Source organism: Luteibacter sp., assembly GCF_009912395.1.
Taxonomy (GTDB): domain Bacteria; phylum Pseudomonadota; class Gammaproteobacteria; order Xanthomonadales; family Rhodanobacteraceae; genus Luteibacter.
Map to the genome: position 1 here is coordinate 20,275 of NZ_WNDO01000035.1, position 21,368 is coordinate 41,642.

17 protein-coding genes are annotated in these 21,368 nt (G+C 66.6%); 2 read left to right on the top strand and 15 right to left on the bottom strand.

The window, feature by feature from the left end; genetic code table 11:
- Nucleotides 1-92: 92 nt before the first annotated feature.
- From GAK28_RS22465 to GAK28_RS22475, 3 genes are all read right to left on the bottom strand, one after another.
- Complete coding sequence (locus GAK28_RS22465; protein ID WP_291784618.1) at nt 93-3,197, bottom strand: efflux RND transporter permease subunit; 3,105 nt, start codon at nt 3,195-3,197, stop codon at nt 93-95.
- 10 nt (nt 3,198-3,207) lie between these two features.
- A complete protein-coding gene (locus GAK28_RS22470) occupies nt 3,208-4,347 on the bottom strand; it encodes an efflux RND transporter periplasmic adaptor subunit (protein WP_291784620.1) in 1,140 nt (379 codons plus the stop codon).
- A gap of 113 nt (nt 4,348-4,460) precedes the next feature.
- Nucleotides 4,461-4,922: a MarR family transcriptional regulator gene (locus GAK28_RS22475; protein ID WP_291784621.1), complete on the bottom strand. Its 462-nt coding sequence runs from the start codon at nt 4,920-4,922 to the stop codon at nt 4,461-4,463.
- An 80-nt stretch (nt 4,923-5,002) separates the two neighbouring features.
- On the opposite strand from GAK28_RS22475, the gene GAK28_RS22480 reads away from it, so the two are divergent.
- Nucleotides 5,003-5,527: an O-acetyl-ADP-ribose deacetylase gene (locus GAK28_RS22480; protein ID WP_291784623.1), complete on the top strand. Its 525-nt coding sequence runs from the start codon at nt 5,003-5,005 to the stop codon at nt 5,525-5,527.
- Here the strand turns inward: GAK28_RS22480 and GAK28_RS22485 are convergent.
- The 12 genes from GAK28_RS22485 to GAK28_RS22540 form a co-directional block, all read right to left on the bottom strand.
- Complete coding sequence (locus GAK28_RS22485; RefSeq protein ID WP_291784625.1) at nt 5,515-7,200, bottom strand: BatD family protein; 1,686 nt, start codon at nt 7,198-7,200, stop codon at nt 5,515-5,517. The two genes, GAK28_RS22480 and GAK28_RS22485, sit on opposite strands and share 13 nt — an antisense overlap.
- A gap of 2 nt (nt 7,201-7,202) precedes the next feature.
- Nucleotides 7,203-9,128 carry a tetratricopeptide repeat protein gene (locus tag GAK28_RS22490; protein ID WP_291784628.1) on the bottom strand — a complete coding sequence of 642 codons (1,926 nt, stop codon included), beginning with the start codon at nt 9,126-9,128 and terminating at the stop codon, nt 7,203-7,205.
- Entirely contained in the window at nt 9,125-10,105 is a 981-nt protein-coding gene (locus tag GAK28_RS22495) for a VWA domain-containing protein (protein WP_291784674.1), read from the bottom strand. Before GAK28_RS22495 ends, GAK28_RS22490 begins: the two co-directional genes overlap by 4 nt.
- Nucleotides 10,098-10,598 carry a DUF4381 domain-containing protein gene (locus tag GAK28_RS22500; RefSeq protein ID WP_291784630.1) on the bottom strand — a complete coding sequence of 167 codons (501 nt, stop codon included), beginning with the start codon at nt 10,596-10,598 and terminating at the stop codon, nt 10,098-10,100. Before GAK28_RS22500 ends, GAK28_RS22495 begins: the two co-directional genes overlap by 8 nt.
- Nucleotides 10,598-11,518 (bottom strand): DUF58 domain-containing protein, encoded by a 921-nt coding sequence (locus GAK28_RS22505; protein ID WP_291784632.1) that lies wholly within the window; start codon nt 11,516-11,518, stop codon nt 10,598-10,600. The genes GAK28_RS22500 and GAK28_RS22505 overlap by 1 nt, the downstream gene beginning before the upstream one ends.
- Nucleotides 11,515-12,507 (bottom strand): MoxR family ATPase, encoded by a 993-nt coding sequence (locus GAK28_RS22510; protein WP_291784634.1) that lies wholly within the window; start codon nt 12,505-12,507, stop codon nt 11,515-11,517. Before GAK28_RS22510 ends, GAK28_RS22505 begins: the two co-directional genes overlap by 4 nt.
- Nucleotides 12,508-12,639: 132 nt before the next feature.
- Nucleotides 12,640-13,044 carry a hypothetical protein gene (locus GAK28_RS22515; RefSeq protein ID WP_291784636.1) on the bottom strand — a complete coding sequence of 135 codons (405 nt, stop codon included), beginning with the start codon at nt 13,042-13,044 and terminating at the stop codon, nt 12,640-12,642.
- 186 nt (nt 13,045-13,230) lie between these two features.
- On the bottom strand, nt 13,231-15,501 hold the full coding sequence (locus tag GAK28_RS22520) for a type IV pilus secretin PilQ (protein ID WP_291784638.1): 2,271 nt from the start codon (nt 15,499-15,501) through the stop codon (nt 13,231-13,233).
- 20 nt (nt 15,502-15,521) lie between these two features.
- Complete coding sequence (locus GAK28_RS22525; RefSeq protein WP_291784640.1) at nt 15,522-16,046, bottom strand: pilus assembly protein PilP; 525 nt, start codon at nt 16,044-16,046, stop codon at nt 15,522-15,524.
- On the bottom strand, nt 16,043-16,693 hold the full coding sequence (gene pilO, locus GAK28_RS22530; RefSeq protein ID WP_291784642.1) for a type 4a pilus biogenesis protein PilO: 651 nt from the start codon (nt 16,691-16,693) through the stop codon (nt 16,043-16,045). The genes GAK28_RS22525 and pilO overlap by 4 nt, the downstream gene beginning before the upstream one ends.
- The gene (locus GAK28_RS22535) at nt 16,690-17,445 is read right to left on the bottom strand and encodes a PilN domain-containing protein (protein ID WP_291784644.1); all 756 of its coding nucleotides are present in this window, start codon (nt 17,443-17,445) and stop codon (nt 16,690-16,692) included. Before GAK28_RS22535 ends, pilO begins: the two co-directional genes overlap by 4 nt.
- Nucleotides 17,445-18,503, bottom strand: a complete 1,059-nt coding sequence (locus GAK28_RS22540; protein WP_291784646.1) for a pilus assembly protein PilM — start codon at nt 18,501-18,503, stop codon at nt 17,445-17,447. Before GAK28_RS22540 ends, GAK28_RS22535 begins: the two co-directional genes overlap by 1 nt.
- A gap of 242 nt (nt 18,504-18,745) precedes the next feature.
- On the opposite strand from GAK28_RS22540, the gene GAK28_RS22545 reads away from it, so the two are divergent.
- Nucleotides 18,746-21,322 (top strand): penicillin-binding protein 1A, encoded by a 2,577-nt coding sequence (locus GAK28_RS22545; protein ID WP_291784648.1) that lies wholly within the window; start codon nt 18,746-18,748, stop codon nt 21,320-21,322.
- The last annotated feature ends 46 nt before the right edge of the window (nt 21,323-21,368 follow it).

A 21,368-nucleotide genomic window follows, 5' to 3' on the forward strand; every position in this document is an offset into this window, starting at 1 on the left:
GCTTGTTGTAGGAGCGCGCTTGCGCGCTCCTACAATGCAAAGCCCGGTCACTCGCGACTCACCGCCTGCGGCCATCGCGCGCAAGCGCGCTCCTACAGTGCGGAGCTTGGCTCGCCTTCGAGTAGCTTGGGGGCCAGGCGTTCCTGCAGGCGGTTCATGTAGAGGTAGATCACGGGCGTGAGGTAGAGCGTCAGGATCTGCGACACCACCAGACCGCCGACCACGGCAAGGCCCAGCGGGCGGCGCGTTTCGGCGCCTGCGCCGATGCCCAGCGCGATCGGCAACGTGCCGGCGAAAGCCGCCATCGTGGTCATCATGATGGGGCGGAAACGCACGCGGCACGCCTCGTAGATCGCATCGAACGGCGACACCGTGCCATCGCGCTGATGCTCCAGCGCGAAGTCAATCATCATGATCGCGTTCTTCTTCACGATACCGACCAGCATCACGATGCCGACGAAGGCGAACAGGTCGAGCGATGCGTTGAAGATCACCAGCGTAAGCAACGCACCGACCGCCGCCGCCGGCAGGCCGGAAAGAATCGTGAGCGGGTGGATGAAGCTCTCGTACAGGATGCCCAGCACGAGGTAGATCACGAACACCGCGAGCAGGAGCAGCAGGCCCATGCCCTTCACCGAATCCTGGAAGGCCTGTGCCGTGCCCTGGATGCTGCCACTCAACGTGGCGGGCAGCTTCAACGACAGTGTTGCGCCGTCGATGCTATGCACGGCGTCGCTGAGCGACACGCCCGGCGCCAGGTTGAACGACACCGTCACCGCCGGCAACTGGCCCTGGTGGTTCACGGTAAGCACCTGCGGCTTGCGCTCGAAGCGCGCTACCGTGTTCAACGGCACGAGCTTGCCCGTATCCGAGGTCACGTAGAGCTTCGACAGCACGGCGGGGTCGTCCTGCATGCGACGCTCCACCTGCAGGATCACCCAGTACTGCGTGGCCGAACCGTAGATGGTCGAAATCTGGTTTTCGCCGAAGGCCGTGCCGAGCGCCGTCTGCACCTGCTCCATCGTGAGGCCTAGCGGCGCCAGCTTGTCGCGGTTGACCGTGACGACCATCGACGGGCTGTTGAGATCGAGGTCGGTGGTGACGTCCTGGAAGCCCGGCAGTTTCTGGAACGCGTTAACGAGCTTGCCCGACCAGTCATACAAGGCATGCAGGTCCGTGGACTGCACGGTGTACTGGTACTGCGCCTTCGACTGGCGACCGCCCACCTGGATCGCCGGCGGATTCTGGATATAGGTGCGAATGCCCGGCACCTCGGCGAACTTGTGCCGAAGCTCCTGGATGATCTCGTCCGGCGTGGTGTGTCCGCGCTCGGCGGGGGGCTTCAACCGCAGCAGGATCGAGCCGGAGTTGACCGTGGCGCGCGCGCCACCGGCACCCACGCTGGACATATAGCCTTCGATGTTCGGGTCCTGTCCGGCGATCTCCGCCAGCATCTGCTGGCGCGCCGACATGGCGGCGAAGGAGATGTCCGTGGGGCCTTCCGTCGTGACGCGAAGCTGCCCGCTGTCGCCGGCGGGGATGAAGTCCTTCGGCGTCACGATGAACAGCACCGCCGTGGCGGCAAGGCTCAGCACGAACACGCCCACCACGGTGCGCGGATGCCGCATGCACCAGCCCAGCGAACGGGTGTAGCCGTTGGTGACGGCACTGAAGCCCTTGTCGAACCACACCACGACGAAGCTGCGCTTGTCGTGGTCGTGCGCCTTGACGAAGCGGCTGCACAGCATCGGCGTCAGCGTGATCGAGACGAAGCCCGAGATGAGGATCGACACGCTGATGACCACGGCGAACTCGTGGAACAACCGGCCGACGATGCCACCCATGAACATCACGGGGATGAACACCGCGACCAGCGACAGCGTCATCGAGAAGATGGTGAAGCCGATCTCGCTCGCGCCCTTCACCGCCGCGTCGAACGGCTTCTCGCCCATCTCGATGTGCCGCATGATGTTTTCGAGCATCACGATCGCATCGTCGACCACGAAGCCCACGGCGAGCGTCAACGCCAGCAACGAGAGGTTGTCGAGGCTGTAGCCCAACGCGAACATCGCGCCGAACGTGCCCAGCACCGAGATCGGCAGAGCGACGGCGGGAATCAGCGTGGCCGAGGCGTTGCCGAGAAACAGGTAGATCACCGCCACCACGAGGATGCCCGCGAGCACCAGCGTGAACTGCACGTCCTCCACCGATTCGCGGATGGAGACGGAGCGGTCGTACATCACGTCGAGCTTCACCGACGGCGGCAACGTCTCCGAGAACCCAGGTACCAGGGCGAGGATGCGGTCGACCGTTTCCACCGTGTTCGCGCCGGGCTGGCGCTGGATGGCGAGCGTGATGGCGCGATGGCCGTTGAACCAGCTGGCCTTCTGGTCGTCCTGCACGCTGTCACGCGGCACGGCGATATCCGAAAGACGGATCGGCGCGCCATTGCGATAGGCCACCACCACCTGGTTGTAGTCGGCCGCGCGCATGAGCTGGCCGTCGGAACGGATGGAAAGCAGCTGACGCTGGCCGTTCAGCGACCCGGTCGCCTTGTTGACGTTGGCAGCCGCGATGGCCTGGCGCATCTGGTCGACACCGATGCCGTTGGCGGCGAGGCGATCCGGATTCACCGCGATACGCACGGCGTATTTCTGCGAACCGTAGACGTTGACCTGGGCGACGCCGTCGACCATCGACAGACGCTGCGCCAGCTCGGTCTCCGCGTAATCGTCGACGGTGGACAGCGGCAGCGTGGACGACTGCATGGTGAGGAACAGGATCGGCGCGTCGGCCGGGTTCACCTTGCGATAGGTCGGCGGCGTGGGCATGTCCTGCGGCAACTGGCGTTGCGCGGCGGAGATCGCCGCCTGCACGTCCTGCGCCGCGCCGTCGATGCTGCGATCCAACGCGAAGGTGACGGTGATCGTGGTGGAGCCCAGCGAACTGGACGAAGTCATCGAATCGATGCCCGCGATCGTGGACAGCTGCGCCTCCAGCGGCGTGGCGACGGACGAGGCCATCGTCTCCGGTGACGCGCCGGGCAAGCTTGCGCTGATGTTGATCGTCGGGAAGTCGACGTTCGGCAGCTCGTTGACCGGCAGTTTCGGATAGGCGGCGAGACCGAAGATCACCAGCGCCGCCATCAGCAGCGTGGTCATCACGGGCCGGCGGATGCAGAGTTCCGGCAGGTTCATGCGTGCGGCCTCAGGCCTTGTCGAGGCGCACGCGGGCGCCGTCGACGAGCAGCATCTGGCCTTCGGTGACCACGCGCTCGCCGCCTTGCAGGCCCTTGTCGATGACGACGCGGTTGCCCGAGGTGGCGCCGGTGGTGACCGTGCGCTGTTCCACGGTGTTGTCGGCCTTCACCACGAAGACGAAGCTGCCTGCCGTGGAACTTTGCAAGGCCACGACCGGCACGCTCACGACATCGGCCAGGCGCGTGGTCGGTAGCGTCACCTCGGCGAACTGGCCTGGCGTGAGGCGACCGTCCGCGTTGACGAAGCGGCCCTTCAGCACGATGGTGCCCGTGGTGACGTCCACGGCGTTGTCGATGAATTCCAGCTCGCCCTGCAAGGGGCCTCCGGTATCGCCAGGCACGTGCGCCTCCACCGGCAGCGTGCCGCGTCGCGCACTGGTGCGTACGGCGGCGAGGCTGTCCTCGGGAATGGCGAAGGCGACACGGATCGGATCGACCTCGTTGAGCACCACGATATCGGTGGTGTCGGCGCTCAGCGTCGCGCCCGGATAGGCGAGCGGCGCGCCAGTGATGCCGTCGAACGGCGCGACGATGGTGGTGAAGTCGAGCTGCACCTGCGCGGCGCGCACCGCGGCACGGTCGCTTTCGATATTGGCACGCGCCACACCGAAGTTGGCCTTGTACAGATCGTAGTCCGCACGGCTGACGAAGCCCTTGCCGAGCATGTTCTCGTAGCGCTGCAGATCCGCCTCGGCCTTCGTCAGCGAGGCCTCGTCACGGGCGACCGTGCCCTTCGCGGCATCGAGCGTCGCCTTCAGCGGACGCGGATCGACCTGCGCGAGCAGGTCGCCCTTCTTCACATGCGAGCCGGGCGTGAACGCGAGGCGTTCGAGCTGCCCGTTCACACGCGAACGCACATTGACCGTGGAATAGGCCTCCGCGCGACCGATGACCTTCAGCGAGAGATCGATTTCCCCCCGCGTGGCCTGCGCCGTGGTGACCGGCACCCCTGCCTGGGCCTGGGCCTGCTTGCTCTTGGTCGCTGGCATTTTCCCACCGGCCTCGTGGCGCCAGATACCGGCGGCTACCGCGGCCACGACGACGAGGCCTACGACGAGGACGAGTTTCTTCCCTGGGGATCGCTGCATGAGGACTCCGGCCGACTCCACCTGGATCGGTCGCCGCGCGGGGACGCGGACATGTTTTTGGGTCGGACAACCTTATAGGGAACGGTCGCCCGGCGATTCGGTTGACCCTTGGCTCAGCCTTCCTCGGCCGGACCGTCGAGACCCTGCAGATTCTCCTTCATGCGGTTCAAGACCGCGAGTGTCGTCTGCAGATCGTCGAGCACGATGCCTTCGACGGCATCCCTGCGCAGTCCCTTGGCGATGTCTTCCATGTCGTCGATGACGCCGCGGGCCTGCTCGGTGTCGTGCAGGCGCCAGGCGCGGCGATCCTTCGGGTCGGCGCGGCGCTCGACGAAGCCCGCGGCCTGGAGGCGATCGATCACGCGGCCCACGGCGATGGGCTCCATGTCGAGGCTTTCGGCCAGCTCGTTCTGGCGCATGCCCGGCGTGCGATGCAGCGCCTTGAGTGCACGCCACTGGGCGCGCGTCAGCCCGAATTTCACCGCACGACGGTCAAAATGCTTGCGGAAAAGCAAGGTGACATCGTTGATGAGATAGGCGAACGAGATATCTTCAACTTTGAGCTGGTCGACCATAAACCTTCTGACGGGCGGCGCGGCGGGATTCAGGCCCCATCCTAGCGGTTTGAAACGCAGCCGTCACAGCGAAAACAGCCATGACCATCATTGTCCGGGAAGCCGACATCACAACCCTGAACGTGGACGCCATCGTCAACGCGGCCAACGCCTCCCTGCTCGGCGGCGGCGGGGTCGACGGGGCCATCCACCGGGCCGCCGGAAAAGGCCTGCTGGCGGCCTGCGCAGCGATGCCGGAGGTGCGGACCGGCGTACGCTGCCCGACCGGCGAAGCCCGGATCACCGGGGGATTCGGGCTACCCGCGCGCCAAGTGATCCACACCGTCGGTCCGGTCTGGCATGGCGGTTCACACGGGGAGGCGGCGCTTCTGGCCGCCTGTTATCGGAATAGTCTCAAACTGGCGCGCGAACACGGCATCGCCTCGCTCGCCTTCCCCGCGATCAGTACGGGGGTGTATGGCTATCCGCTGGACGAGGCCACCGACATCGCCGTGAAGGCCGTCCAGACGGCCGAATGGCAGCCGGCCGAGGTGCTGTTCTGCACCTTCGGCGCCGCCGCCACCCAGGCCTATGCCTCGCGAGGCATCGCGATTCAGCGCGGATAGAGGGGCGGCAGGGGCTCGTCCGGACCGCCGCCGACCGGCGGGAGCCAGTCGAACCCCTTCGCGAAGGCGTCGCCGAGCACGTCGCCGCGCAGTTCACCACCAGCGAACCGGGCTTTTTGCAGCGCCGCGATGGCCTCGCGCTGCGCACCGTCGCGCAGCGCCGCCGACAGGGTGCCCACGGAACGGATGCTTGGGCGAATGGTCCTTGCCCAGGCCACGAGCGCCTGCTCCATGGCAAGCGCATCGCCGGATGCGACGGCCTTGCGGAACGCCTCGCGGGCCGGCCCCTCGCGTACCGGCTCGACGCGAACCACGGTCGCATCCTTTACCGTTGTTTGCCGGCGACCACGCCGGAGCCACCAGGCCAGCAGGGTCAGCACCCACAGCGCCGCCACGGCGAAGAACGCCCAGCGCCAGTAGCCTGGCGCCGTCGTGTCGCTCGATGACGCAGGCGCGGAAGCTTCCTGCGTCGGCGTCGTCGCCGCGGGCTGAGGCGCCGCAGCTGTCGGCGTCGCGGCAGATGCACCGGAGCCCGGTGCCACGACGATGTCCCGAGCCGGCAGGGTTGCCACTTCGGGCTTGTCCGTCACCACGTTCCACCAGTGCAGCGTGGTTTCGGGGATGTGCAGTGTTCCCGCGCGCGTCGGCACCACGGCGAAGCTCTGCTGGCGCCGCCCCGTGATCCACGGACCGCTGCTGGCGCCGCCGGTGACGGGCTTGTCCGGATAGACATCCGCGCCATCGAGCGTCGGCAGCGACAACGCGGGCAGCGCCTCGAACGGCATGCCGACCGCATCCAGATGCATCGTCAGCGTCACCGGTTGACCCACCGTGGCCTTGCCGTCGGCGGGCAAGCCCTCGATCGATAGCTTGAGCGAGCGCGCGGGAATCCACGCGCCATCGGTCGCTCCCGCGGGGCGCCCCTTCACGTCGACGTGGACCTTCTCCGCCACCGCGTTCACCGGGTCGCCCGCGCCGAAGAACGAACCTGCGTCGTTGGGATCCACCGCCGTGCCCTGGAATGTCGGGGGCTGGATGTCCAGGCCACCGGCATGCTGCGGGAAGATCGCGTAGTGGCGTTCCACGACGTTGAAGCGGCGACTGCCGCGCGTGGTCTGGTAATTCGCGTCCTGGCCGACGCGACGAATCTCCGCGCCTTCCACCGCAGGATCGCCGAGTTGGCCGTCCGCGAGGTTCACAGCGAAATACAGGCGCAGGGTGTAGTCGATCTGCTGCCCGACATAGGCCTGCGACGGATCGGCCTTGCCTTCCAGCACCACCGGGCGATCGGCGGATGCGGCACCGCCCTGGCTGCCAGCCTGGACATCGAGGTCAAGCGGCTGCGTCTTCTGCGCACCGATGGTGAGCGCAGGCACGGTGAGGTGACCTTCATGCCGCGGACGCAAGGCAACGCCGAGGATCGTATGCGCCTCGCGGCGGCCGTTGACGATGCTCAGCGAATGATTCGTGGACGTGCCAAGCACGACGAAATCCGTCATCAAGGGCGAAAGATCGGGCGAGCCGGCGTCTTCGTCACCGACTTCGATGTTCAGCGTCACCGTTTCGCCCAGGCCCACCTTGCTGCGATCGAGCGAGGCCGTCGGCGCGGTGGCCTGCGCCAGCGCCAACATCGGCCACAGGGCAAGCAAGGTCAGGTACCGCACACCACGCATCGTCATTCCTCCGGCTCCGCAACGCCCTGGCGACGCTGGTACTCGAGCATGAATTTCCTGCGCAGCAGGCCGCCGGGATCGTCCGGCACGCGCATCAGCGCGCGACGTACATCGGCGGGCAGGCGCTGCGATCCGTCGTCCTTCGACAGCGTGCCGAGATCGTGACCCTGCTGCGCGGACTTGTCTTCTTTACCGTCCTTGCCATCCTTGCCGGCGAGGGCCTGGTCCATCTTTTCCTTCAGGGCGGACTGCGCCTGGTCGGCCTTCGCCTGTTCGGCATCGGACTTGGCGGCGGGATCGCCCTGCGGCGCCTGCCCCTTGCCCTGATCCTTGCTGCGATCACCGCCCTCGCCTTCACCCGCCTTGTCCGGCGAACCCTTGCCGGCCTTGTCTTCGTCGGATTTGTCGCCCTTGTCGCCCGAGGGCTGGCCGCCCTGCGAGCCCTGGTCGCCCTGCTGCGAATCCTGTCCGGGATTCTTGTCCTGGCCCTTGTTGTTCTGATCCTTCTGGTCCGGGCTGCCACCGCCGCCCTTCTTGTCGTTCTTGGGATCCTTGCCGTCCTGCGACTTCTGTTGCTTCAGGAAATCCTCGACGGCTTTCTTGTTCGCCGCCGCATCCGCGTTGCCAGGGTTGGTTTTCAGCGCGCGATCGTAGGCGGCGATGGCATCCTCGTAGCGCTGCTGCTTCGCCAGCGCGTTGCCGAGGTTGTATTGCGAGTCGCTGTCCGCGCCGTGGGCAAGCGAGGCTTCGGCCGTCGCGAAGTCGCCCGCGCGATATGCCGCGGCGCCCTTCAGCGAAGCGTTTTCCGCCAGCGCCTGGGCACGCTTGGCGTCGCCCGTCACGAGGGCCTGCTGTGCCTGCTGGTCGCGAGTGCGGAACAGATCGGTCAGGCCATCCGCGCGTGCAGGAGACCAAGGCAGGATCGCCAGGGCGAGCAGGAGCAACCAGCCACGGCGGAATGCGAGCGCCACCAGCGGTAACAGGGGAATCAGCAACCACGGGCCACGATCCTGCCACTGCCCCGATGTGGCTCCATCCACCGCCTTGCCATCATCGTCGCCGTGCAGGAAAGCCGACAAGGCGGACACGTCCGATCCGTCGACGGCCACGGGCACGTAACGACCACCACCCGCCGTGGCCAGCGAGGTAAGCGACGCGTCGTCGCGGGGCGCCATCACCACCGCGCCCTGCGCGTCCTTCAGGAAGCCGCCGTCGCTGCTGGCGATCGGACCGCCACGCTCGGTACCGATGCCGAGCACCGACACGCGATCGCCAGCGGCACGCGCACGGCGCGCGGCGGCGATCGCCGCGTCGTCGACGCGATCCGTCACCAGCACGATGGAACCGCCACGGATATCGGCCCGGCGGATGAGCGACGCGGCCATGTCGATCGCCTTGGCGGGATCGTCGCCACCGACGGGCATCGTGTCCGGCGCGAGTGCCGACAGGAGGTCGTCGACACTGTGCGCGTCCGTGGTCAGCGGTGCCACCATGAAGGCCTCGCCCGTATAGGCGATGAGCGCGTTCATGCCGTCGCGGTTGGCGGTGTACAGCTCGCGCACCTTGTAGCGCGCGCGGCTCAGGCGATCGGGCACCACGTCGTGCGAGAGCATGTGCGGCGACATCGAAACGACGACGACCTGCGCCGCGCGTTCCGCGAAGAGCTGTTGCGTCTGCCGGTTCCAGGTGGGGCCGGCCAGGGCCAGCACCGCGAGGATGGACGCGGCGATGAACGCGGCGACCGGGCCTTTCGACGACGCCGGGCTGCCATCGAGCAGGTGCGGCAGCAACGCCGGATCGGCGAGGCGCGCCAGCACGTGGGTACCGCCGGAGCGGCGCAAGACCAGCCAGGCGAGAACCGGTACGGCCAGCAGCAGCCACAACCAGCGAGGTTCGATGAAATGGAAATGGGTGAACACCTCGCTCATGCCAACGCCCTCCGTCCGAGGTAGCGCGGCAAGGTCGCGATGGCGAACAACAGCAGCGAAGCGAGTAACGGCCAGCGGAACAGTTCGTAACGCGGACGTAGCGCCGCGCCCTGCTGCGGCACGGGTTCGAGGGAATCGATCTCGCGATAGGCCTGGGCCAGCTGGTTCGTATCGGTGGCGCGGAAGAAGCGGCCGCCGGTCTCGTTGGCGATATCGGTCAGCATACCCACGTCGAGATCGGCCGATGGATTGACGACCCGCGAACCGAAGAAGTCCGGCACGCGCATCGCGTTGGCACCGATGCCGATGGTGTAGATCCGCACGCCGGCCGCCTTGGCGGCGCGCGCCGCCTCGCGAGGAGCGATCGATCCGGCATTGTTGACGCCGTCGGTGAGCAACACCACGACGCGGGCTTGTTCGGGCATGTCGGCCAGTCGCTTCACCGCCACCGCGAGCGCGTCACCGATCGCGGTTTCCCGCCCTGGCAGGCCGACGACCGCTTCGTGCAACTGCGAGCGCACGGCGTCGAGATCGTAGGTGAGCGGCGTGACGAGATACGCCTGCGTGCCGAACAGGATCAGGCCCAGTTCGTCACCGACGCGGCGATCGATGAAGTCACCCGCAATCGCTTCCACCGCCGTGAAACGGGAGACCTGACGGCCGGCCAGTTCCATGTCGTCCAGTTCCATACTGCCGGAGAGGTCCACCGCGAGCATCGTGGCGCGACCGCTGCGTTGCTGCGGCTCCGGAGGGCCCAGGTGCTGCGGACGCGCGGCGGCCACGACAAGACAGATCCACGCCAGCACGAGCAACGCCGTGGCGGCGAAGGGCGCACGGGTGAGCGCACCCTGGGTAAGTGCGAGGCCGGGATGCGGCAGGTTGAGCGCCTGTGCCGGCTTCAGCGGACGCAGGACATGCCGCAGCAACCACGGTAACGGTAGGGCGGCAAACAGCCAGGGCCACGCGAAATCAGGCAACGTCATGCGATGCCCTCCCCATGGCTGGCGGCCGGCGCCGCAATGCGGCGCGAATCCATGCCTCCGCGTCACGGGCCGTGGCCGTCACGTCGAGATCGGTGCGCGGCTGGTACATGGCGGTGTCCAGGTCGGCCAGGCGATCCAGGGGCACCCGCGGTGCGCAACGCGCCAGCAGGTCGCGCCACGCAGTACCCGTCATCGTGACGCTCTTCGCGTCACGCATGCGGGCAACGCGGCGCAGGAGCTGGCTCGCCACCGCGGCGAACGCGGCCACGTCACCATGACGCGCATGATGTTCACGGGCGTCATTCAACTCGACAAGCACCCTGTCGACGCGGCGCTGCCACGCGCGACGCCGACGCCAGAACCACACGGCAGCGACGATCGCGATAACGGCCACGGCGAACAGCACCCACCATCCGGGGGCCAGGGGCCACCACAGGGAAACGTGGGGCACATGGATGTCACGCAGTTCGGGTTCTTTCGGCGGCATCACGCGGCCCTCGTGGTGCCGAGCAACGCGATCACCGCGTCGAGCGGATCCGCCGTGGTGTCGATCGTGCGATGTCGCAAGCCGAGAGACGAGGCGAGCGTGTCGATGCGATGGCGACCTTCGCCCAGTGAGCGAAGAAATTCCGCGCGCTGGCGATCGCCGTGCAGCGCGACATCGTAGTGCACGCCGCGGTGGGCAAAGGGATAGCGGCCGGCGGGGGGCTCAGCCATCTCCAGGGGATCGGCGACGACCAGCACGGACACTTCGGCCTTGCCTACCAGACCGAGCATGCGCCCCCGCGAGGCCTCGTCGACGCAGAATCCGTCGCTGACCAGCAGTACGCGCGACGCGCCGTGCATCAGACGCCCCGCCCGTTGCAGCGCCGCGGAAAGCGATTCGTCGTCACCCGGGGGCAGCGCATCCCATGCGGCGATGGCACCCGCCACGGCGAGCGCGCCACGCGACCCGCCTTGCGGCCGGATCAATTGCCGCTGGCCGCCGTAGGACAACACGCCCACGCGATCGCCGCCGCGTATCGCGTACCACGCGGCCATGGCAGCCGAACGGGCAGCCTGCACGGACTTGAAGCGGGTTCGCGTACCGAAGCGCATGCTGGTGTTGGTGTCGAGCATCACCAGCAGTCGCCCTTCCCGTTCCTCCTGGAAAAGCTTGGTATGCGCCACGCCGCTACGCGCGGTGAGGCGCCAGTCCATGCGGCGCACGTCGTCGCCCGCCTGGTAGACGCGCGATTCGGCGTAGTCCATGCCACGTCCATGCAGGCGACCGGGACGCTGTCCGCTGCGCGGCGCGCGCGAGACCACGGGAGGTGCGGGCGCACGCGCCACGCGGGCGCGCAGGGCAATCAGTTCGGGCAGCGAAACGCGTACGCGCCCATCGGCGACGGGGGCGGCGGCGTTCACGGCAGCGGCACGAGGTCCAGCAGGCGATCGATGATCGTATCGACCCGCACGCCTTCGGCTTCCGCCTCGTAGCTCGGAAGCACGCGGTGGCGCAGTACGTCGTGGGCGACGGCGTGGACATCCTCGGGCAATGCGTAATCGCGACCGGCGAGCCATGCATGGGCACGCGCGCAGCGGTCGAGCGCGATGCTCGCACGCGGGCTGGCGCCCCAGGCGATCCAGCGCGCCAGCTCGGGGCCGTACTTGCCGGCCTCACGGGAAGCCACGACGAGTTGCGTGATGTAGCGTTCCAGCGGCTCGGCCATATGCACGTCCAGCACCGCATCGCGGGCGGCGAAGACGTCGCCCGGGCGCAGCAGGTGCGCCACCGGCGCGGCCGGGTGCATGGCTTCACGGGCCTGGTCGCGCGCCAAGCGGAGAATCGCCAGTTCGGCGTCCGCATCGGGATAGCCGATGGTCACGTGCATCAGGAAGCGATCGAGCTGGGCTTCGGGCAGCGCGAAGGTACCTTCCTGCTCGATCGGGTTCTGCGTGGCCATGACCATGAACAGCTCGGGCAGCGGCCAGGTACGCCGGCCGATGGTGATCTGTCGCTCCGCCATGGCCTCCAGCAGCGCGGACTGCACCTTGGCCGGCGCGCGGTTGATCTCGTCGGCCAGCACGATGTTATGGAACAGGGGACCACGCTCGAATTCGAACGTACCGGTCTGCGGTCGGAAGATGTCCGTGCCGGTGAGATCGGCAGGCAGCAGGTCCGGGGTGAACTGGATACGGTGGAAATCGGCTTCCACGCGGGTCGCCAGCGCCTTGATCGCCGTGGTTTTCGCCAGACCCGGCGCGCCCTCGACCAACAGATGGCCGTCGGCCAGCAGGGCGACAAGGAGGCATTCGACCAGATGGGGCTGGCCGATGATGCCGCGAGCCAGTTCCTCGCGCAGGTGGACGAAGGCCTCCTGGAGCGAAGGCTTGGCGGTCGACAGATCGGACATCGAGGGGGATCCCGAAGTAAGGCAGAGGTCCGATCAGACCACAGCGAGCCGCAGAAGTTTAGGGCCGGAGGTCAGGGACACGCGTCGGAAGCCCGTAAGCCACCACCGCGAGCGCGGTGGTGGCGGGCGATATCACTGGTCGCGACGGATGGTCACGACGTTGTTGGAGAACACCTGGCCCTGGAAGTAACCGCAGCGGCTGGCGTCCTTGCGCTGGTTGATGACGGTCCATCCCGCCGGATAGCCGAACGACACGCAGATGTCGAGCGTGGTGCCGACCGGCAGGTTGTTGAATTCGGTCACCTCCTGCCAGTTCACCCCCGGAATGCCGCCCGGTGGAGCGCACTGGATGCGGAAACCCTGGTTGGTCTGGATCCAGCCGGAGGTCTGGTTGGGCATCGCGTCGGACAGGCAGCCGGAGAGCGTGGGCGCATTGTGCTGGCCGGTGCCCGAGACGACGGTGGCGGAGGCGGACCCGACGAAAGCCAGGCCGGCGACGAACAGTCCGAGAAGCAGGTTCTTTCCGTTGAACGACATGTCGAACCTCACATTTGAGGGAGTCGCCAGGACGACGACTCCGTGGATTCACCCCGAGAATCCGTATTCCCTCATGACTGTTCGACGATAGCGCGTCTCTGCGGCGGCGGGCTTGCGGCCGATCACGAAACCGGCAAAAAAAACGCCCGCGACAAGCGCGGGCGTGCGGAACGAAGTGGACACCTTTTACTGCAAGGTATCGCTCAGAATACGAGGCGTGACGAAGATGAGCAGTTCGGCCTTGTCGTTCTGGCGATTGGTGCGACGGAACAGCACACCGATACCGGGAATGTCGCCCAAGCCAGGAACCTTGTCGGTGGTATTGCCCTTGGTGATTTCATAGATACCACCGAGCACGACGGTCTGTCCGTTGTCGACCAGTACAGAGGTGTTGATCTCGCGGGTATCGATCGACGGCACGAAGCCACCGCCCGGCGCGGCCACGTTGCTCGCCAGCGCATCCTTCTTCACGTTGATCTTGAGGTAGACGCGACTGTCGGCCGTGATCGTCGGCGTCACGCGCAGTTCGAGCACGGCATCCTTGAACTGCACCGTGGCGTTCTGCGCGCCACCACCGCTGCCCGATGCCTGGTAGGTGACGTAGCCGATCTGGGTACCCTGCTTGATCACCGCCTCCTGCTGGTTGGCGGTAATGACGCGCGGGCTGGAGATCACCTCGCTGCGGCCTTCGGTCTGCGCCGCCGACAGCTCCAAATCGACCAGGTAGTTCGCGCCGAGGATCGCCAGGCCGATGCTGCCGGACGGATTGGACACCGGCAGGTTGACGTTGTAGCCGCCCGGCAAGTTGTACGGATTGCGGGAGGCCACCGTGGTGTTCGGCGTGCCATTCTGCGTGTTGAGGGCCTGCTGGGCCAAGGCGTTCTGGTAGGCCACGTCGCTGTTGCGGACGCTCGTGACCAGGTCGGCCGTACCGGTGCCATTGGTACCCGAGTTGAGGTCGGGCGAGGTGCCGATGATCTGGTTGCGATTGTTGTGGTTGAACGCCTGCGCACCCCAGCGCACACCCAGCTGACGGGTGAACTTATCGGTGGCGACCACGATGCGCGATTCGATCAGCACCTGCTGTACCGGGCGATCCAGGGTGCCGATCAGCTCGCGTAGATCACGGATCTTGTCCGGCGTGTCGTTGATGAGCAGCGTATTGGTGCGCTCGTCGAACGATACGCTGCCTCGGGAGGAGAGGAATCCACGCGACGTGTTGTTGCTCGACGCGCCGCCGGAGCCCTGCAGGCTGCCCTGGGTCAGCAGCTTGGCAATGTCTTCCGCCTTGCCGTAGCTGATCGGGATGTAGTCGGACACCAGCTCTGCAGTGTCCTCGGCCTTCTGACGCGCATCGGCGAGGCTCTGCTCGTAGCTGGCGAGCTCGGCCTGCGGAGCGATCCAGATCACGTTGCCACTACGACGCTTGTCCAGGCCCTTGGCACGAAGGATCACGTCCAGCGCCTGGTCCCACGGCGTATTCACCAGACGGAGGGTGACGCTGCCACCCACGCTATCGGATGCGACCAGGTTGAGCTTGGCTTCGTCGGCGATCAGCTGGAGCGCCGAGCGGACAGGGATATCCTGGAAATTGAAGGTGAGGCGCGAACCCGAGTACGTCGGATCCTGGCCCTTGGCGGTCTTGCCCGCGACCGGCGTCACCTTCTTCGCGGCCACTTCCACTACATAGTCGGAACCGCTCTGGTAGGACGAGACTTCCACCTCGCCCTTCGTGCGGATCTCCATGCGCGGACCACCCGGCGCGGACTTGGTTTCGATCGACTGGACCGGCGTGGCGAAATCGAGCACGTCGAGACGCTGCGCGAGCTTCGGCGGCAGGCTCGAACCCGGCATGCTCACGATGATGCGATCGCCTTCACGGTGCATCTCGGGCGTCGTCGCGCTGTTACCCAGGCTGATCATCACGCGGCCTTCGCCGTTCGTGCCTCGACGGAAATCGATGTTCGACAGCGGTACGCCCGCGCTCGACGGCAACGCCTTGGTCGGATCGGAGACGATCGCGGTGGTCGTCGTGGCACCGGTCGGGCCGTTGTTGACGGTGATGATCAGATTGTTGCCGTCGACGCGGGTCTTGTACGCGGATTCGCGGAACAGTTCGATCGTGACGCGGGTACGCCCCCCCGCCGAAACAATGGACACGCCCGATGTCGAGCCTTTGCCTACGTCGAGATGACGCGAGCTATAGGCGTTGGTGGTATCGGCCAGGTCGATCGCGATGCGCGGCGGATTGTTGGTGGTGAACACCTTCGGATCGGGCGCTTTTTCGCTGAAGGCCAGGGTCAGCTCCACGCGGCCACCCGGCTGCGCGTCGTAGCTGACGTTGCGCAGGGCGTTGGCGGCGGCCGCCTGACCGGCGAATCCCGCCGACACGGCCAGTGCCGCGCAGAGGATCCAGCGACGCGCGCGTCCCGGCAGGTGGTGGAAGTTGGTGGTCATGTGCGTCATCCCCGAGATACTCATTTGTCGCCGACCGAAATGCTTGCCGGGCGTTCCATCCAACCACCGGTGCCGTTGGGGACCAGCTCGACCAGGTCGATCCGATCCTCGCTCACGGTGGTGACGCGGCCGTAGGCCTGCCCCATGTATTCGTTACGGTGAATCTTGTGGATCACCCCGCCCGGGTCCTTCACCAACGCTTCCAGCGACGCACCCGCACCGATCGTACCGACCATCCGGAGCGTATCCAGCGAGTACATCTCCAGGGGCTCCTTGGGCCGGTTCTCGTCCGGTCGCGGACCCGAGGTCGCCGACGTATCCACCTCGGCCGTGCTGGGGCTGAACGGGTCGCGCGCGTTCTGGTCCTGGTAGGCGAAGGTTTCGAAGGTGCGGATGACCGGCAGGGCAGGAATCGGCTCGCCCGGCTTGTGCTTCTGCGCATCGACCCATTCGTGCAGATCGGAACCGCTGCCGCAGCCCGCCAGCGACACCACGATGCCGAACAGGGGCAGGACAAGGCCGCCACGTGCGAACGAGACTTTCATCGCTTGGCTCCTGCTGCCTGCTTGGACTGCGCGGCGGCCTCGTCGTCGTCAAGGTAACGATAGGTCTTCACCGTACCCTGCAGGATCAGCAGGCCGGACGAAGCGCCCTTCTTGTCGGGGTCCTTGGGGCTGAGCGAAACATCGTGCAACGTCAGGATCACCACGCGCGGCAACGAAGCCACGCCGCTGATGAAGCTACCGAACTGGTGATAGGAACCCACCATGCGCAGCGTGATCGGCTTTTCGGCGTAGAACTCGCGGGGCGTCTCGGGACCGGGCTGGAACAATTCGGTCTCGATGCCCGCGGCGAGCGCCGTCTGCGAGATATCGACGAGCAGTTCGGGCATTTCGGTCTTGCTGGGCAGCTGGCGCAGTAACTGGCGCAGCATGTCCTGCATTTCCGTGAGCTGCTGTTCCAGCGCCTCGAGATTGGCCGACTTGGACTGCTTCTGCGAGAACTCGGTCTTCAGCGTCTCTTCGCGCTGCTCCTGCGTCTCCAGTTCGTCCTGCTGGTCGCTGACGTGCAGGTACCAGCCGAAGAACGTGACCACCACGAAGATCAGGCCGGCGAAGAACATCTTCACCGCCTTCGGCCAGCCACCGATGTTGTTGCGATCGAGGTTACGCAGGTCGTCGATGAACTTCATGGCTTCGCTCCTGCCGTGCCGGCGGCAGCGGGCCGGGCGGCCGTCGCCGGCTTGGCCGCGACGGTCGACGCCGGCGCAGGCGCTACGGGTGCGGCCGGGGCTCCGGAAACGGCCGTCGCCGCGCGTGCCAACGGTGCAGGCACCGCCGGCGGCGGGGTCGCGGCGGTGGACGAGGCCGCGGGCGCACCGTTGTCGGACGACGAGTTATCGCCAGGATGGTTCAGGTGCACGTCGAGGCCAAAGGCATAAGGCATGCGCGACGCATCATGGGTGTTCTCGGTCTTGCGCAGGTCGACATGCCCCATCCACTGCGATGCCTCGATATTGCGCATGTACTCGGCAACGCTGGAATTGGACTGCGACACGCCATCGAGCGACATCGAGTCGCCCGACTGCTTCATGCCGGTCAGGCGCGCACTCGCGGGAATCGTCCTCACCAGTTCGTCGAACAGATGGACCATCTGCGAACGGTTGGCCTGGAGCTGTTCGATGATCTGCTTGCGCTGGAGGAGATCGCTGCGGACCTTCTCGAGGTCCTTGATCTTGGCGATCCGGTCGTCGAGCTGCTTGATCTCGCCCTGGAGGTAGGTGTTGCGGTCGTTCTGGTTGTCGATGCGCGCATCCATCCACATGGACCAGATGATCAGCACCACCAGCGCGGCACCGAAGGCCAGGCCGAGCTGGATGAAGAATTCACGCTCGCGGACCTTGCGTCGCTCGGCTCGCCAGGGAAGGAGGTTAATGCGTGCCATCAGTCGAAGCTCCTCATGGCCAGGCCCACCGCGATCATCAACGCGGGGGCGTCCTGGGCCAGGGTCTGGGCCTGCACGCGATTGGACAGGGCCATCCGGGCGAGCGGATTGGCCACGACACAGGGCACGCCGATCTGCTGTTCGAGCAGCTCGGTGATGCCCTCGATGGATGCGCAGCCTCCCGCCAGCACCACCTGGTCGACCCGGCTGTACTCGCTGCCGGCGAAGAAGAATTGGAGCAGGCGGCTCACCTGCTGCACCAGGGACTCCTTGAACGGCTCCAGGGCCTCCATCTCGTAGGACTCCGGCAAGCCGCCCTTGCGCTTGGCGCGGCCCGCCTCCTCGTAGGAGAGTCCGTAGCGGCGCATGATCTCGTCGGTAAGCTGCTTGCCGCCGAAGACCTGCTCGCGGGAGTAGATGGTGCGCTGGTTCTTGAGCACGGCCAGGGTGGTCATGGTGGCGCCGATGTCCACCATGGCGACCAGGGCGTCGCGGGGCACGGCCAGCTGGTCGGCGACCATGCCGAAGGCGTTCTCCATGGCGAAGGCCTCGACGTCGATCACCTTGGCGGTCAGGCCGCCCAGATCGAGCGCGGCGATGCGCATGTCCACGTTCTCGGTGCGCGAGGCGGCCAGCAGCACGTTGTTCATCTCGGGGTTGTCACGCACCGGCCCCAGCACCTCGAAATCGAGACTGACTTCCTCGATCGGGTAAGGGATGTACTGGTTGGCCTCCACGAGGATCTGGCCCTCGAGGTCGTCCTCGGACAGGTCGGCCGACATCGGGATGACGCGGGTGATCACGGCCGAGCCGGCCACGGCGGCCGAGGCGTGCTTCAGCTTCGAGCCCGAGCGGGCCAGGGCGCGGCGGATCGCCTCGCCCACCGCCTCGACCTCGACGATGTTCTTTTCGACCACGGCGTTGGGCGGCAGGGGCTCCACCGCGTAGTGCTCGACCCGATAGCGGCCGCCGGCTTGACTCAATTGCAGCAGCTTGACCGCGGTCGAACTGATGTCGACGCCGATCAAAGGCGTCGATTTGGGTGTAAAGAGCCCCACTGTGTCCCCCTTTCCCCGGCGCCTTTGTCGGAATAGGTGTGTACGGCGCGAAGGCATTAGATCGAAAACTTAACGGATTGGCAACGGCCGTCCAGGGCCACTTATAGGCACTATTTCACAAATCCCATCACTGGGTTAGCGAATGCCGTTGAGCTCTGGTCGAGCACCCTCCCCCCGTTTCTGGAGGCGGCGAGGCTCTATACTCCGCCACGACCCAAAAGGCGGTGACGAAGTCCCCATCCATGCGAATCCTGAAGCGTCTGCTGCGCTACGCGCTGTACCTCGCCCTGGCCGGCATCCTTTTCGTTGCCGGAGCCATTGGCGTAGCCTACTGGCTCCTGGCGCCACGCCTGCCATCCGTCGCGGTCCTGCGCGATTACCACATGCAGGTTCCCCTACGGGTGCTCAGCTCCGACGGCCGGCTGATCGCATCCTTCGGTGAGACCCGACGCATTCCCGTGCACATCGCCGACGTGCCCGCGCGCCTGAAGAACGCCGTCCTGTCGGCCGAGGACGGCGATTTCTACAGCCATCCCGGCGTGGACTGGCACGGTATCGCCCGCGCCGGCATCCACGTGATCCTCTCCGGCGGCGACAAGGGCCCCGGCGGCTCCACGATCACCCAGCAGGTGGCCCGTAACTTCTTCCTCAGCCCCGAGAAACTCTACTCGCGCAAGTTGACGGAAATGTTCATCGCGCTGCGGATGGAGAACGAGCTCTCCAAGGACCAGATCCTGGAGCTGTACCTCAACAAGATGTTCCTGGGCCACCGCTCCTACGGCGTGGCCGCCGCGGCCTCCTACTACTACGGCAAGACACTGGACCAGCTCACGGTGGCCGAGAGCGCCACCCTGGCCTCCACCTTCCAGCTGCCCTCGGTGGTCAACCCGCTGAACAACCCCAAGCGGATGATCGCCCGCCGCGACTGGGTCCTGGGCCAGATGCTCTCCAACCGATTCATCACGCAGGCGGAATACGACGAGGCCATCAAGGAACCCAACGACGCCTATCCGCACGAGCAGCAGATCGAGGTCGACGCCCCCTACCTGGCCGAAATGGTTCGCCAGCAGGTCCTGGAGAAGCTCGGCAACGACGCGCTCACCGAGGGCTACGTGGTGCACACCACGGTGTCCAGCGAGACCCAGACCGCCGCCAACGAAGCGCTGCGCGGCCGCCTGTCCGCCTACGACCGTCGCCACGGCTACCACGGGCCGGAAGGCCACGAGGAACTGCCGGCCAACGCTGGTCCCGAGGACTTCGACCGCGTTCTCGCCGGCTACACGAGCGTCGCGGGCATGATGCCCGGCATCGTCACGGAGACCGGCCCGAAGGAGGCGAAGGTGTACCTGTCCGCGAAGGAGACGGCCACGCTGAGCCTCGAATCCGTCGTCTGGGCACGCCCCTACGTCAACGAGGGTCGCGCCGGTGCCGCGCCGACCAAGGTCGATGCCGTGCTCAAGCGCGGCGACGTGGTCCGCCTGATCCGTAGCGAGAAGGACGACATCTCCGAGGACGCCAAGGCCGCCGACGTGACCGCCGGCACCGAGACCGGCAAGGCGGAGCCGCAGAAAGGTCCGTGGCGCCTGACCCAGATCCCTGCTGCGCAGGCCGCCCTGGTGTCGCTCGACCCCGAGGACGGCGCCGTCCGCGCACTCGTGGGCGGCTTCAGCTTCGTCCGCTCGAAGTTCAACCGCGCCGTGATGGCGGCCCGCCAGCCGGGCTCGAGCTTCAAGCCCTACCTTTATTCGGCGGCCTTCGAGCGCGGCTTCACCCCTGCCTCGATCGTCAACGACGCCCCGGTCGCCTTCCCCGACCCGTCCCGCCCGGACGGCATGTGGACGCCGGCCAACGACGACAACAAGTTCGACGGTCCCATGCGCCTGCGCGAGGCGCTGGTGAAGTCGAAGAACCTGGTCTCGGTGCGATTGCTCGACGCCATCGGCGTGCGCTACGCCCGCGACTACATGACCCGCTTCGGCTTCACGCCGGATGCCCTGCCACAGAACCTCTCCCTCGCCCTCGGCACCGCCTCCGTCTCGCCGATGGCCATGGCCCGCGGCTACGCCGTGTTCGCCAACGGCGGCTACCTCGTCACGCCGTACTTCATCGCGAAAATCGACGACCGCGACGGCAAGCCGGTCTACACCGCGAATCCGGAACGCGCCTGCGCGGACTGCCAGGAGCGCCTGCTCAACCCGGCCCCGCCGGGTCCGCCGACCCAGGCGTCCACGGCGCTGATCCCGGCACGTCCGGCCAGTTCGGGTAGCGCTAGCGGCAACGGCACCGGCGACGCCGTGCTTCCCGCCGACTCGCACGACAACGCGTCGCAGGCGCCCAAGCTGGCACCCCACGTGATCGACGTGCGCAACGATTACCTCATCACCTCGCTGATGCTGGACGTGATCAAGCGCGGCACGGGCTCCGCCGCCCGCGCCCTGGGTCGTGACGACCTGGCCGGCAAGACCGGCTCCACGAACGACCATCGCGACGCCTGGTTCGTCGGCTTCAATGGCGACTACTCCACCGCCGTATGGGTCGGCTTCGACGACTTCAGCTCCCTGGGGCGCGGCGAATTCGGCGCGAAGGCCGCGCTGCCGATCTGGATGGACTACATGGGCGGCGTGCTGAAGGACAAGCCGTCGCACACCCTGGGCATGCCGCCCGGCATCGCCACCGTGCAGATCGATCCGGGCTCGGGACTGCCATCTCCCGGTGGCATGAATGAAATCATGAAGGTCGAGGATGTCGACCGACTCCGTGAACAGGCGCAGCAGAAGCAGCAGGAGGAACAGCAGGACCACGCCTACGACATCTTCTGAGCGCCGGCCAATGGGTCGTGCGCCCGGCACACGAACACACCACCAT

Coding starts and splice junctions, on each gene's coding strand:
- GAK28_RS22485 (WP_291784625.1), bottom strand. CDS start 7,200: ATGCGTGGTGTGCGGTACCTGACCTTGCTTGCCCTGTGGCCGATGTTG.
- GAK28_RS22500 (WP_291784630.1), bottom strand. CDS start 10,598: ATGCCGCCGAAAGAACCCGAACTGCGTGACATCCATGTGCCCCACGTT.
- GAK28_RS22470 (WP_291784620.1), bottom strand. CDS start 4,347: ATGCAGCGATCCCCAGGGAAGAAACTCGTCCTCGTCGTAGGCCTCGTC.
- pilO (WP_291784642.1), bottom strand. CDS start 16,693: ATGAAGTTCATCGACGACCTGCGTAACCTCGATCGCAACAACATCGGT.
- GAK28_RS22490 (WP_291784628.1), bottom strand. CDS start 9,128: ATGAGCGAGGTGTTCACCCATTTCCATTTCATCGAACCTCGCTGGTTG.
- GAK28_RS22475 (WP_291784621.1), bottom strand. CDS start 4,922: ATGGTCGACCAGCTCAAAGTTGAAGATATCTCGTTCGCCTATCTCATC.
- GAK28_RS22525 (WP_291784640.1), bottom strand. CDS start 16,046: ATGAAAGTCTCGTTCGCACGTGGCGGCCTTGTCCTGCCCCTGTTCGGC.
- GAK28_RS22520 (WP_291784638.1), bottom strand. CDS start 15,501: ATGACCACCAACTTCCACCACCTGCCGGGACGCGCGCGTCGCTGGATC.
- GAK28_RS22480 (WP_291784623.1), top strand. CDS start 5,003: ATGACCATCATTGTCCGGGAAGCCGACATCACAACCCTGAACGTGGAC.
- GAK28_RS22510 (WP_291784634.1), bottom strand. CDS start 12,507: ATGTCCGATCTGTCGACCGCCAAGCCTTCGCTCCAGGAGGCCTTCGTC.
- GAK28_RS22535 (WP_291784644.1), bottom strand. CDS start 17,445: ATGGCACGCATTAACCTCCTTCCCTGGCGAGCCGAGCGACGCAAGGTC.
- GAK28_RS22545 (WP_291784648.1), top strand. CDS start 18,746: ATGCGAATCCTGAAGCGTCTGCTGCGCTACGCGCTGTACCTCGCCCTG.
- GAK28_RS22515 (WP_291784636.1), bottom strand. CDS start 13,044: ATGTCGTTCAACGGAAAGAACCTGCTTCTCGGACTGTTCGTCGCCGGC.
- GAK28_RS22465 (WP_291784618.1), bottom strand. CDS start 3,197: ATGAACCTGCCGGAACTCTGCATCCGCCGGCCCGTGATGACCACGCTG.